Annotated in this window: 17 protein-coding genes; 5 read left to right on the plus strand and 12 right to left on the minus strand. The window is 47.6% G+C overall.

Annotated features, from left to right (window positions below; all coding sequences use genetic code 11):
* Positions 1-9: 9 nt before the first annotated feature.
* The 5 genes from P2W83_RS02210 to P2W83_RS02230 form a co-directional block, all read right to left on the minus strand.
* Positions 10-933: a ParB/RepB/Spo0J family partition protein gene (locus tag P2W83_RS02210; protein WP_276132051.1), complete on the minus strand. Its 924-nt coding sequence runs from the start codon at positions 931-933 to the stop codon at positions 10-12.
* Positions 917-1,738 carry a ParA family protein gene (locus tag P2W83_RS02215; protein ID WP_276132052.1) on the minus strand — a complete coding sequence of 274 codons (822 nt, stop codon included), beginning with the start codon at positions 1,736-1,738 and terminating at the stop codon, positions 917-919. The genes P2W83_RS02210 and P2W83_RS02215 overlap by 17 nt, the downstream gene beginning before the upstream one ends.
* A gap of 44 nt (positions 1,739-1,782) precedes the next feature.
* Positions 1,783-2,460 (minus strand): metal-dependent hydrolase, encoded by a 678-nt coding sequence (locus P2W83_RS02220; protein ID WP_276132053.1) that lies wholly within the window; start codon positions 2,458-2,460, stop codon positions 1,783-1,785.
* A gap of 178 nt (positions 2,461-2,638) precedes the next feature.
* Complete coding sequence (locus tag P2W83_RS02225; RefSeq protein WP_276132054.1) at positions 2,639-2,830, minus strand: cold-shock protein; 192 nt, start codon at positions 2,828-2,830, stop codon at positions 2,639-2,641.
* A gap of 119 nt (positions 2,831-2,949) precedes the next feature.
* Positions 2,950-4,575: a T9SS type A sorting domain-containing protein gene (locus P2W83_RS02230; RefSeq protein WP_276132055.1), complete on the minus strand. Its 1,626-nt coding sequence runs from the start codon at positions 4,573-4,575 to the stop codon at positions 2,950-2,952.
* Positions 4,576-4,808: 233 nt separating this feature from the next.
* Between P2W83_RS02230 and P2W83_RS02235 the strand changes: the two genes are divergently transcribed.
* Both P2W83_RS02235 and P2W83_RS02240 read left to right on the plus strand, forming a co-directional pair.
* Positions 4,809-5,285 carry a hypothetical protein gene (locus P2W83_RS02235; protein ID WP_276132056.1) on the plus strand — a complete coding sequence of 159 codons (477 nt, stop codon included), beginning with the start codon at positions 4,809-4,811 and terminating at the stop codon, positions 5,283-5,285.
* 268 nt (positions 5,286-5,553) lie between these two features.
* Positions 5,554-6,339: a hypothetical protein gene (locus tag P2W83_RS02240; protein ID WP_276132057.1), complete on the plus strand. Its 786-nt coding sequence runs from the start codon at positions 5,554-5,556 to the stop codon at positions 6,337-6,339.
* Between the two features lie 19 nt (positions 6,340-6,358).
* On the opposite strand, the gene P2W83_RS02245 is transcribed toward P2W83_RS02240, so the two are convergent.
* The 5 genes from P2W83_RS02245 to P2W83_RS02265 form a co-directional block, all read right to left on the minus strand.
* On the minus strand, positions 6,359-6,817 hold the full coding sequence (locus P2W83_RS02245) for a hypothetical protein (protein ID WP_276132058.1): 459 nt from the start codon (positions 6,815-6,817) through the stop codon (positions 6,359-6,361).
* 233 nt (positions 6,818-7,050) lie between these two features.
* The gene (locus P2W83_RS02250; protein WP_276132059.1) at positions 7,051-7,299 is read right to left on the minus strand and encodes a hypothetical protein; all 249 of its coding nucleotides are present in this window, start codon (positions 7,297-7,299) and stop codon (positions 7,051-7,053) included.
* Positions 7,300-7,350: 51 nt separating this feature from the next.
* Complete coding sequence (locus tag P2W83_RS02255) at positions 7,351-7,578, minus strand: hypothetical protein (protein ID WP_276132060.1); 228 nt, start codon at positions 7,576-7,578, stop codon at positions 7,351-7,353.
* A 10-nt stretch (positions 7,579-7,588) separates the two neighbouring features.
* Positions 7,589-7,918, minus strand: a complete 330-nt coding sequence (locus P2W83_RS02260; RefSeq protein WP_276132061.1) for a hypothetical protein — start codon at positions 7,916-7,918, stop codon at positions 7,589-7,591.
* A 163-nt stretch (positions 7,919-8,081) separates the two neighbouring features.
* Positions 8,082-8,621, minus strand: a complete 540-nt coding sequence (locus tag P2W83_RS02265; RefSeq protein ID WP_276132062.1) for a hypothetical protein — start codon at positions 8,619-8,621, stop codon at positions 8,082-8,084.
* A 548-nt stretch (positions 8,622-9,169) separates the two neighbouring features.
* On the opposite strand from P2W83_RS02265, the gene P2W83_RS02270 reads away from it, so the two are divergent.
* Positions 9,170-9,667: a SecDF P1 head subdomain-containing protein gene (locus P2W83_RS02270; protein WP_276132063.1), complete on the plus strand. Its 498-nt coding sequence runs from the start codon at positions 9,170-9,172 to the stop codon at positions 9,665-9,667.
* Between the two features lie 72 nt (positions 9,668-9,739).
* Here P2W83_RS02270 and P2W83_RS02275 read toward each other — a convergent pair whose 3' ends face one another.
* A complete protein-coding gene (locus P2W83_RS02275) occupies positions 9,740-9,991 on the minus strand; it encodes a CsbD family protein (protein ID WP_276132064.1) in 252 nt (83 codons plus the stop codon).
* Between the two features lie 280 nt (positions 9,992-10,271).
* Between P2W83_RS02275 and P2W83_RS02280 the strand changes: the two genes are divergently transcribed.
* Both P2W83_RS02280 and P2W83_RS02285 read left to right on the plus strand, forming a co-directional pair.
* Positions 10,272-11,102: an alpha/beta fold hydrolase gene (locus tag P2W83_RS02280; RefSeq protein ID WP_276132065.1), complete on the plus strand. Its 831-nt coding sequence runs from the start codon at positions 10,272-10,274 to the stop codon at positions 11,100-11,102.
* A gap of 320 nt (positions 11,103-11,422) precedes the next feature.
* Positions 11,423-11,776 carry a hypothetical protein gene (locus tag P2W83_RS02285; RefSeq protein ID WP_276132066.1) on the plus strand — a complete coding sequence of 118 codons (354 nt, stop codon included), beginning with the start codon at positions 11,423-11,425 and terminating at the stop codon, positions 11,774-11,776.
* A gap of 116 nt (positions 11,777-11,892) precedes the next feature.
* Here P2W83_RS02285 and P2W83_RS02290 read toward each other — a convergent pair whose 3' ends face one another.
* Positions 11,893-12,372, minus strand: a complete 480-nt coding sequence (locus P2W83_RS02290; RefSeq protein WP_276132067.1) for a hypothetical protein — start codon at positions 12,370-12,372, stop codon at positions 11,893-11,895.
* Positions 12,373-12,699: the final 327 nt, after the last annotated feature.

Raw genomic sequence — 12,699 nt, forward strand, 5'->3', positions numbered from 1 at the left:
CTCGAACCATTACAGGTTCATCTTCTCCATGATCCTTTCCAGGTCTCCATCGCTGTAAAACTCTATCACAACCTGGCCCTTGCCGTTCTTCTTCCTGTCCAGTTTTACCCTGGTGCTGAAGTGCGAAGCCATGTTGTCTTCGATACGCTTGTATGCAGGTGGCAGTTTCGCTGGATCGGCGGAAGCTGTGGCTCCTGCTTTCTCAGGATGCGCCATGCCTTTTACCAGCGCTTCTGTTTGCCTTACCGACAAGCCTTTCTCCGTCACCTCGCGGAAAACATACAATTGCTGATCTACCAGTTCCAAACCGATGATAGCCCTTGCATGACCCATGCTGATGCTGCCATCGCGAACTGCTTTCTGGATATCCGGCGGCAGCTTCAGCAGGCGCAGGTAGTTGGTTACCGTGCTGCGCTCTTTGTGCATACGGTCAGCTACTTGTTCCTGCGTCATGTCGCACTCGTCCATCAGGCGCTTGTAGCTCAGGGCTACTTCTATTGCGTTCAGGTTCTCGCGCTGCAGGTTCTCCAGCAGGGCCAGCTCCAGCATTTGCTGGTCGTCGGCGGTGCGGATGTAGGCAGGTATATCTTTCAATCCACCCAGTTTCGAGGCGCGCCAGCGGCGTTCGCCCGATATGAGCTGGTATTTGGCAGGCGCTATTTTAACAACCGTGATAGGCTGGATGATGTCGTGCAGCTTGATGCTCTCGCTCAATTCCTTCAGCGCCTGCTCGTCAAAATCGCGACGTGGCTGCTTCGGGTTCACCACTATCTGGTCTACAGGCACACGCACTATATGTCCCGCACTCGGACCGGTTCCGGCCGCAGCAGGCACAGCTGCCTTTTCGCCCGGGGTCTTTATTTCCTCGTCAATGGTATTCAGCAGTGCGCGGATACCTTTTCCTAATGCCTGTTTTTTATTGGTCTGCGACATTTTCGTCCTCGAATATTTTATCCTCGTTCTTAATTTTTGTCATGTTGTTCTTCTGCAGTATTTCCTTAGCCAGGTTCAGGTAGTTGGTAGCACCTGTACTCTCGGCATCATACAGCAGCGCCGGCTTACCGAAGCTTGGCGCCTCGCCCAGCTTGGTGTTGCGGTGAACTATGGTGTGGAACACAAGATCCTCGAAGTGGTTCTTGATCTCTTCCACCACCTGGTTGCTCAAACGCAGGCGACCGTCGTACATCGTCATCAGGATACCTTCTATCTGCAGCTCGGTGTTGATGCGTGTCTGCACGATCTTGATCGTGTTCAGCAGCTTGCCGAGACCTTCAAGGGCGAAGTACTCGCACTGTACCGGTATCGCTACGCTGTCCGAAGCCGTCAGCGCGTTCACCGTTATCAGGCCCAGCGATGGCGAGCAGTCTATGATGATGAAGTCAAACTCTTTGCGTTGTTCTTCCAGCGCGTTGCGCAGCACGTGCTCCCTGTTCGGGTGGTTGATCAGCTCTATCTCCGCACCCACCAGGTCAATGTTCGACGGCAGCAGGTACAGGTTAGGCGTTTCCGTTTCCAGTATCACCTGGTCGGCCGGCGTATCGTTCACCATGATGTCGTACAGGCCCAGCTGAATGTTCTTCAGGTCAAAGCCATTGCCCGTGGTGCTGTTCGCCTGCGGATCACCGTCTACTAGCAGCGTTTTGTACTCCAGCACTGCCAGGCTTGCCGCCAGGTTGATGGAAGTGGTCGTCTTCCCTACTCCGCCTTTCTGGTTTGCTATTGCTATTACTTTAGCCATGTTGTTTTCTCCCTCGGGGGTTGTTGTGTGTTTACTCTTGTCCTTTACAGTTCTATCGTCTGACCCGGGTTCAGCAGCAACAGCTCCTTGCCCGCATTCTTAAATACTTCTTTCGCCTTCAAGTGGTCTATTTTGATAGGCGGAAAACTATCGTAGTGACAGCCTACCACCTTTGTCACCTGCGCAAAGTCTGCAGCTATCGCCGCGTCCTCTGCATTCATGGTGAAGTTGCCACCAATAGGCAATACGGCAAAATCCATTTTGCCATAGCGCGGTATCAGCTGCATATCCATCGTCAGGCAGGTATCGCCGGCAAAGTAAAAGCTGCCTTCGCTGCTCTTTACTATGATGCCTGCCGCCACACCGCCATAGCTGCCATCGGGCATGCTGCTGCTGTGTGCTGCGGGTACCATGCGCACTTCGCCAAACTCAAAGCTGTGCGTGCCCAGGTTCATGCCGTGTATCTTCGGCGCGCCCTGGCCCTGTGCCCAGGCCACCACCTCGTACATGCCGATGACGGTTGCCCCTGTGCGTTTGGCTATGCTCACCAGGTCGCCCACGTGGTCGCCGTGACCGTGGCTCACCAGTATATAGTCCGCCTCAATGGCGTTCACATCTATCTTTTTGGCCAGCTCGTTGCCCGTTATGAAGGGGTCAAACAACAGCTTTTTACCTGCTACCTCTACGGCAAAGCAGGAATGCCCGTAATAAGTAAACTGCATTGATTTTGATAGTTATAAAGGGTATCTACAAAAATACTCCACTCAAACGGATTTTTAGGGTTTTGACCCCGATTGTGGAAATTATTTAGCGATGTATATAAATTTTTGTGCTGCCAGCAGTGCCGGGCAAAAAAAAGTCCCGGATATCCGGGACTGTAAATGATACTCGTGAATATGATTAGATAACGCGAACGTTAACTGCATTCAGACCTTTTTGACCATTTTGTACTTCGTAAGACACCATAACGTTCTCACGGATCTCGTCGATAAGACCTGAAACGTGAACGAAGATGTCCTGACCACCTGCTGAAGGTGTGATGAAACCGAAACCTTTAGTTTCATTGAAGAATTTTACTTTACCTTCTTGCATTGTATTGTATTGAAAAAATTAATAAAGAGCGAAGGTACAGAAAAACATTAAGAAAATCAATAAAATATTTTGGATGCCGGCGCAGGGATAGAAATTGGGCGGAGGCGACAAGTTACATCTTACCGCTCAATCAATATTTTCCTGGTAAAACTAGCTTTAGGCGTTTGCAACCTGAGCATGTAAATTCCGTTCAGGTAATGACTGCAATCTATGGTTAGATTGCCTTGTTTAGATGAAGAGTGATACTGCTGTTGAAATATCATCCGGCCCGATAGGTCATATAGTTCGACGATGCAGCCATCAAGCAGAGGTTCGGATCCAGCAATATTTATGCGATCGGCAGCGGGGTTGGGATATATCGAGATTTTTTCGTCAACCTGCCCAGCCTCCACAATTCGCAAAGACGTGCAATAAGTATTAATGGCCAGCGTGTCCCGACTTTGAAAAAGATAAATAGGTATTGCTTCAATATTGGTAGGTTGCTCCACAAGGTTTTCAGGCTGGCTTTTCATGGCAACAGGGCTCGAAGTGGTGTTTGCGACAGAATCAAAGCAGCTGCTGTTACCAGCTTTGTCGGTCTTTACCAGGTAAATATCCCTGTCAAACGTTTTATCCCGTTTCGAGCCCGCGAACAGGTAGCCATTATCCTTCGCAATACTGACAGAAAGGAACTCGGCGTCAAGACTATCGGGATTATACAGTTTCGCCCATGCGAGGCTTCCATCTGCATTTGTTTTTACACCCCAGGCCTGGCCGTAATCATTGTTCGATTTGTACCAGATCCCCGCTATAACGAACCCCGAATCGGGCGCCTGCTGCAGATCACAAACTTCCTCATCATTGGGGCTGCCATATCTATGGCTCCATTGTATTGTTCCGGAAGAATCAGCTTTCACCAAAACGACCTCATTCTTGCCAAAGTTATAATTACTATGACCCGCCATAATAATACCGCCGTCATATGTAGCAGCCACGGTACTCGCCCCATCGAAGTTGTCTTCATTAGATGCAGGGCCTATCGCCTTCGCCCAGTTTAACTTTCCGGTCGGCGACAGCTTTACCAATAACATATCCTTATTAGTGGTATCAGGATCATCTGTGTAGCCAGCCATGATAATACTGCCATCGCTCAACTCACACAGATCGCGGATGATATCCTCCCCCGGCCCGCCAAGCCGCGTGGTCCAAACGGTATCGCCCATGGGGTTGACCTTTAATACATAGATCTCATAGCCGTTGTTATTGTTATAGTCATATATATGGCCCGCCATCACATAGCAACTGTCTTTTGTCCCCAGCACGGTTAGCAATGAGTTGCTGTTAGCGAAAATATTAGTATAAGCATACTCATTAGCCCAACTAATAGCCCCCAATGAATCAAGCTTAACGGCAAATCCACGATATATGCTATTGCTGAATGAACCCACACCGAGAAGGCCGCCGTCACTGGTGGGCGTGCTTTTCTCAAAGTATTCCCTGAGGGGGGAATCATACTGCCGGTACCAAAGGGTGTCTCCCAGAGCAGTAAGTCTCAATGCAAAAGCGCCTTTGTTTAGCTTATCGCAACTCCCTGTCAACAGGTAGTCTCCATTCGACAGCGTATGACAAGTGACAGCTCCTTCTGAACTATCCCGGATACCATAAGTCTTCTGAAAAATAGCGACCTGGGCATTTGAAAATACCGGCAGAAGCGCAAATAGGAAACCTGCTATTAATGCAAACAGGTTGGAAAAAAAAGATCTCATCGATAAGGAAGGCATGATACGATACAAGATAGTGTTTTTTGAAAAACCCGTTCGGCATAGTCTCCGACTACGTCGCCCCGACAACTTATCTCCCAATTGGCGTTTTTTACTAAAAACAATTCCGTATGATAGTACATTGGCAAAACTGCCAAAAGAAACTGGCTGCGTTGCGGGGTTCAATTAGGTTAGCCAGGCCTGCAGTGCCAACTTTGTGAACTGAAAATCTGCCAGCCATGCACTCATTCCATTTACTCACCGCGGTTACATTGTTGATGATTGTTGCATCCTGCTCCAAGGATCCGTTGACACCTAAACCCACCTATCCGGCGCCAGGTACATGGCAGGTAGACGATACTGCCTTCAGAGCACGACAGTCTAAATGGTATCGTAATTACGACTCGTTGGATGTTATTGTCTTCTCTATTGATACGCTTACAGAAACCAGTGTGAATATTCAATTTTTCAAACGGCCGACCGGCACCGACACCTTCAAACTGGTAAACCAGCCTGATAGCGAAAACGAGGCTGCTATCGACGAATGGCAACAGAACGCCGGCCACTCCGGAACACGAGATGAATTGGGAGGAACACTTTACGTTACCGAGCAAAACGGGAAACTAACTTTCAAAGCTTCGAACGTCGAATTGCGACATTACACCTTTGTAGTCGACTACAATGTAACCTGCTCACTTAACCTGACGGAGTTTTGATACATGCGTTCCGCGACACAAATATGCCGACACACAAACCAACTCTACATACTTGCGCCAGCCTGGGGAGCTTCTGACTACGTCCCTCCAGCAAATCTCCCGATTTGCATTATCTTCATGCAATAGCCACACCTACATGAATCCTGTAATATTCAACTGTGCTCTTCTGTACATATTGGTCATCCTTATGTCTTTATTCCAATCAAGATTTCGATTGATAAAAGATAACCCTGTTGCATATTTTCTTTTGCTTTTTATAACACCTCTCATGGTATTTGGGAAAGCAAAAAAGGTGGACACCTGGACCGAACTTACTGGATTAGAAATCGTGGGTTATACATTGGTAATGTCTTACATGAATTGCAAGCGCGTACTTCCTAAAATAAATGAAGGTTATATTTATGCATATACACTCTTTCATTGGTATTTGCTTTATGACAGCTTACAACTTAAAGGATTTAATTTCATTCTTACAACGGTTACAATATTGTCTGTTTTCCCAACTTTTTTGATCATTAAGAACTGCTTGCAACACAAGGCACTTACGACTAAAGAGAAAGCCGCTCTATTCTATTGGTTCGTATTCACAGTAGTATTTACGTATGCAGACCAGGTGGCTTTGGACATTATAAGCCCGATACTGACCTACAATGAAATTAGTGGCTATGGCGTCATTCTAATATTAATGTCGGCTGCACAACTTTACTTTCTTTCAACATTTGTCTCATTGCTATTTATTGGCATGCCGTGGACGCACATGGAGCGCGGCGCCCGAAATGTTAAGGCGGCGTGGAGAAGTGCATTACGAGACTGGCGAGCTATTCTTCGGCACAAGCTAGGCCACTATATAGAATACCAGATATCGCCGTTTCAATTAGTACTAATCACCATCGTCTCGTTGATCTTGTTTTACTGCGACCACACTTACGGATTAAGATCTGAACTTATTGTTGTCTACACACTGGTGTTGCCGATAATATTCTTCTACTTTAAGTTAACTCCAGACGAGAACATTACAAAACCTGAGATTCCACAAGAGACCCCGATTTCCTGAGTTTGCAACTCAGGACTAACTACACTGCCTTTGCACGCCGTGGAAAGAAATGTAAAGAGAAGAATGCGACAAAAAACCAACCTGTCAGGATCAATGTGATGTTAGGTATCTGTTTGGTCACTTCTTCCGCATCGAGCGTAACCGTTACCGTTTCCGACAGATCGCCATGAAAAGAAAGGAGCAATAACATTATCCCGGTAACTACACCGATCACCGGAATTAACGGCCGGCTCCGCCACCAGTTGTTCACAGTTGCATTTAGTCGTATCGGCAGTCCAACCAAGTAGCAAGCAAAAATGGTGGCTGCTGAATATATAACTGCCAATATCGGCTGAATAAAAAGCAGACCTGCCATATGTATCATATCGGCTTCTCCACCATCTAAAACCGCAAACACCATGTACACGACAAACAACACGGCAAAGGTCACCGCTACTTGTATGAACATTATGGAAATCGGCAGGAACTTGCGGAACATGCGCCTGAAAGTACGCTAAGACGAGCTATCGACAAAACACCCAGACGCCCCCATGCTAGCGCAAGCATGCAGCGTAGCCTTGACGCGCTGCGTACTTGTGCCTGTGTTTTGATACGTACGTTCCGCGGCACAAGTATACTGACGCACAAACCAACCCCACATACTGGCGCCAGCCAAGGGCAATCAATAAAACGTTGTTCTGTGAACAGAATTCAGCGCATCGCTGTCTCACACTAGCTCAGCAACCCGCCTGAGGGGGTTTCGTTATCTGCACCGTAGGTTGTCAGGCTGACAGACACGATTGTGCCTTTGTGAATTTCGATAAGGCCCCTGTTCTTTAATTCGGCAAGCAATACAAGCACATCATCCTGCGGTATTGCCAACTCATCGGCAATAGCTGACACCGGAACACGCGGACGTGAAGTGAGCGTGCGGGGACTAAGCCGGCGTATCGTGTCGAATATTTCTACACTGGTTATCATTTTGTGCTTTTTTTAAGATGAGTATCCTTCCTTCAAATTTCTACCGGCAGATCAATAAAAGCTGATAAATGCATCTTCTTCCTTATCCTCTTCCGGCAAATGAAGAGGCACTTTTGCGAAGGGCTGCAGGTATAGCGGCACAGACTGCAGCTGACAAAGCTGTTGCTGTTCGAGCATCGCCCCAAAAAAAACATCATTCAGATGCTGAACATTCAGCTGAACCTGCTCGTTGTTGTGGCGGCAGGTAAATGCTGTAATAAAAGCCGGTATCGCGTTCATGTTTTTTGTTTTAGTTAATATCCTGGAGTATCTGTTTGATATACCCCTCATACTCTATTCTAAATAATTTGTTGATCCTGCATGCTTCAAAAAGTGCTTCGATATTCCCTGACACAAGTTCGCCGGCGGTGAGTATGGCAGCAACGTCCGGATTTAGCTCTATCCAGCGCATTTTCAAACGATGGTCTCTGAGGAAAGTGATCACCATCTCACATTTATGGTAGGGTGGTTTATGCATCAGGCTTCTCTTAATATCGTGCACCTCTGCCGTTACTTCAGGAAAATTGTCAAATGTAAATCGTCCACCATCGGCTATCACATAGCGTTTGCTTAGGATCATACTGGAAATATTAAATGCAGGAGGTGCTAAGAGAAGGCTAAGAAGGATAGCTTACAGCTGCAGGTGAATATTGAAGGTACGCCCTATTTACCCAAAAAGACATTAAGTTTTCGAAACACGCATTTTTCCCATGCTGGGACTGCCATGCGGTTTGCATAACTTATTACTTGCTAGCGTTCCTATACTCGTTGCGTATCCACATCTTTATTTCAAGGTCGCTGGCAGCGCGCACAAAATCGTACGGAATAGGATGACTGTCAACAAATGCCAGGGCTGAGTTATCATCTATCCCCATTATCCTGCCCACCACTTCGGCATTGTACCTGATGCTGGTAAACCGCTGCCGCTCATCGGCCGCAAGCATGGCCGAAAACTTCTTAAGCTTTTTCTTTTTGCCCGACACCCACATGGCAAATGCCGACACGCCACCATCCAGGGATATACCAACTTGTCCGGGTGTTCCGAACAATTGAGGTTCGGCATGGGTAGCAGCGTCCTTCAGGGCTTTTCTGTATATGGTGCGCTTCAGCGCTGAATCTTTTTTGAACTTCGCCATATCCGTCAGCACCTCCACCTCTTTCAACTCTATCATGCGTTTAGAAAGCGGTGTGTCGGCTACCTGCATGCTGTCAACCTGCTGGGCATACACTGCCCTGCCCCCAAAAAGGAGCATCAACAGCAGCAACAGGCAAAACCTCTTCATGCGGCAAAAATAGGCGCGGCAAGAACCACCAGTGCTATATGTATTGTTAAAGGTTTGTGTGCCAGAATTCCGCCGTTGTTGGTGTTCTTCACCAACAACGATACAGGTCAACAGTCACATCCCGCACCATCGCTGGTGAAGAACACACAATGATGGCGGGTTTAGGACAATCGCACCGTTAGGAGAAAAAGTTGTATATTTGCAATTATAAACCTTAAACTATGCACACGCAGCACCGCCGCATTTCAGGGAGATATCTCACTTCGCTGTGCTTCGTTCGATATGACGGGGTGGATTCGACGCAAATTGTTCCTGCATGTTAGTTCCCCAGGCAATAGTGACTCAAAAAAGGCAACAATGGCAACAAAAACCACAACCCATGGAAGCATGATCTTCAGCAAAAACGCTCACTGCGTCTGCATTGCGGCACAAATCGTTCCGGCTCCGGAAACAAAAAACGAAAAACCGTGACAAAAGCGGCAACAATTGCTATCAACGAATAGAAAAATCATCAATATTACACGCATCCCAATGCTTATATTTACTGTATGAAAACACCCGCTGCTATCACATCTGTTCTTCTGCTCATTTCTATACTGGCTTGTAACGAGCCAGGCAGCCTGGCCAACAACGCAGAGCTTAAACCACTACGACAAGCCGATTCGTTTTTTTCAACCGGGTGGTACCGTCTTGCCGACAACGGACGGAAGATGACCCTGGACCGTGATACAGCGGTGTATTTTATCGATCCGCAGCCTATTGTTATTGCCCGGGATATTGCAGAGACCGAGATATACGTGAGCGATGAAGGGGACACCTGCCTGGCGCTGATGCTTGACGATGACGGCGCGGAACGATGGGCAGAAGCAACTGAGAAGCTGGTAGGCCAAAAAGTAGCGCTGATCATCAACAACCGGTTAGTGTTTACCCCTGAGGTGGTGAGCCGGATAGATGGCGGTGCTAGTGCGCTAAACAACGGCGTATATTCAGAAAAAGAACTCAAGGAATTCAAGGCACAGATAGACAGGGAGCGGGAGAGCAAATAGCTACCTGGGCCACGACAAAAAAATTGACCCTACCTCATCGGCAGGGTCAACAACAAATCTTTTCGTCATGGCTTAGCGACCTCTTTCTGAACCTGAACCGCGGTCTGAACCAAACCTGTCTGAGCTACTGCCACCTTTGTCAAGGTCTTCCAGCCATTTAATGGTTTGTTCGCGGGTTTTACCAAGGCGCTGCTGAATACGACCGATGAGCTCTTCTTCTTTGCCCTCTTCATAACGCAGATCGTTATCGGTAAGAGATGCACTTGCTTGTTTGAGTTTACCGCGCAACTCGTTCCAGCGGCCTTTAAACGTCAGTTTGTCCATAAAAGTGAGATTTAGGACTAAATGTTCTTTAAAAGCATGCCAGAAATGTGAAGCAACCTTTGGGTATTCATTTTTAATTGTTGCTACATTTAAACATTCCAAAATGCATGTGGGGTATGAAAAAAAATGCACACTCAGACTGAAAAAAAAGCAACAATTAACCGGATGAGTTCACCATACTGCCGGGCTGTTTTCATCACCAACAACATTATCGCAAGCAGCCCGATAAATGTCGCATATACACGTGCCCGGTGAAACGCCTACTGCTTAGCTTCGCTTTATGAAAACAATATTCATCATTCTGCTTAACTTCATTATCATGCAAACAGCTACAGCACAAACCACAGGTCACTACGCCACGATAAACGGAATGAACATGTATTACGAAGTCTACGGCAGCGGCAGCCCGCTGGTGCTGATACATGGAGGCGGATCGGATATACACGTGACCTTTGGCCGTGTATTGCAGCAACTGGCAAAACACCACCGCGTGATAGGTATAGATCTGCAGGCCCATGGCCGCACCGCCGACAGGGGCGTGCCCACCAGCTTTGAGCAGGACGCCGACGATGTCGCATCACTGCTGCAACACCTCGGTATAGCAAAGGCCGATATTTTTGGTTTCAGCAATGGCGGGACCACTACCCTGCAGCTGGCCATCCGCCATCCGCAACTGGTAAACAAACTGGTGCTGGCATCGGCACTCTACAACAGGACGGGCGTGCAGCCAGGTTTTTGGGAGTTTATGAAAACAGCTTCGCTCAGCAATATGCCCCTCCCCTTGCAGCAGGCTTTCCTGGCTATCAACCCCGACAGCAACGCACTACAAACCATGCACGACCGCGATGCCGTGCGCATGCAAAACTTTAAAGACATACCCGATGAGCTGATCGGCAAAATACAGGCGACTGCACTTGTGGTAGTGGGCGACAAAGACGTGATCCGTATCGAACATGCTCTTGAGCTATCGCGCCTGCTGCCGGGCGCGCGGCTGCTGGTATTGCCTTCCGGCCATGGTGACTATATAGGTGAACTGTTTGCGATAGCCAATGGCGCACCGCAGTCTTACCCGGCCATCAGTGTAATTGAAGAGTTTTTGTTGGGCATGTGATCTTTTTATCTTGTACGGTGAATCTTCCCCGCTACGCGCGGTTTGCAACTCAGCGCCATAAACGCCTGATATTCGACACGCACTGAACAACGAATCGAAAATAATTCTTCAGCTCCTGCCCTGACCCTCAGTACCTTGCCCATCATAAGCCGCGCCGGTCAAAAACTTTATTAGTTATCACGGAGTAATAGGTCTACCTTGTGCGTATTGTTATTTTTTGGACGCGCGTTCAGCGACTGCCTTTACCCGGCAACCTCTCCTCTCTTCCTCCCGATCATAACACCGACACAGGTATTTCAACGTTTAAAACGGATATAATTATGATCAACAATGACAAGAACTCTCAACAGGGAGCAGAACAACGCCCCGGACAAGACCAAACCAGGGAAAATGTAGAACAGCGACCTGACCAGGAGCAAACAAGGGAAAACGCAGAACAGCGCCCTCAGCAAGAACAGTCAACAGAGCAAACAGGAACAAGTACCGAACAGGAACAAAAAGGTGAGCAAGCAGAAGCAAGGCCAAGTCAAAACCCTAATACAGAAAAGGCTTTTACCCCATCACCAGCTACTTTGAAAGCCGCAGAACAAAAACAGGCACAGCAAAAACGCGAAAGCGGATTGACGATGCCGTCAGTTTCTGTTGATACCAAAGACATTGACAATGTTAATTAAAATACCCAGGCGAAGGTAGCAGCGAAGCCGGCATTGCCGGCTTTTCTGTTTTTGTTACTTACCTGCTATCATAGTTTACACCTCAGTCCATTCTATAAGCGCGCCAATGTACCACGTCACTTGTCATGGTTTCTTCCGGAACTCCCCTTGCGCTTTGAAGAGTCACTGTTTGCATCTGAGGGTTTGCCTTTAACGGGCTCGCCTTCAATTTCGTCAGCCTTCCAGGTAGAATCCGACTCACCGTAGTTTCCGCCCTCATAATCCATACGGTTGTGCTCGTCTGCATACTTACCGTGTTTCTTGCGAGGTTTTGATTGTTTTTTATGCTCTGACATAACATCCAATTTTAACTTTTTATAATAGCCAACTATTGCTTCTTCCCGCTCATCTTTTTCACTGCGCCTGTTTGAACTCTCATCCTGGCGCTTTGCCGGCGGGTTGTTTGTCCGCTCGGTCTTCACCTTTGCAGGAGCTATGCCCCCACTGTTTTTTTTGCCCGAAGTTCTTTGGCCCTGGTCATATTCCTGCCGGGTACGGTTAGGCTCTGTTTCCTTCTTCGCTCTTCCTTTGGGCCTTCTTTGCGTTCCTCTTTTCATATGCCTGAGTTAATTCTCAGCCTATTGCAAACAATTCTGTACCAAGCGGGGATAAGGAAATGTTATTAGTTATTGCCGGTTAGCCACACTTGTCCATATGGTATATTTTATGTATTTTTGCTATGTTAAACGATACTGGAATGCGCGGAATTAGACGAGAATTACCGGAATGGGAATTATGCGGGAATCGGGCTGGCTGTGGCTCTCGTAGTCTTTCAAAAACGACAACAAAGTGTAATGAATTCGAGGCCAAACTCTTTACAGGCAAGCATTACAGCAAAGACCACCTTTTATGCACCCTAACCAGCGACAACAACTGAAAAAACA

Origin of the sequence: Polluticoccus soli (assembly GCF_029269745.1) — a bacterium.
Lineage (GTDB): Bacteria > Bacteroidota > Bacteroidia > Chitinophagales > Chitinophagaceae > Polluticoccus > Polluticoccus soli.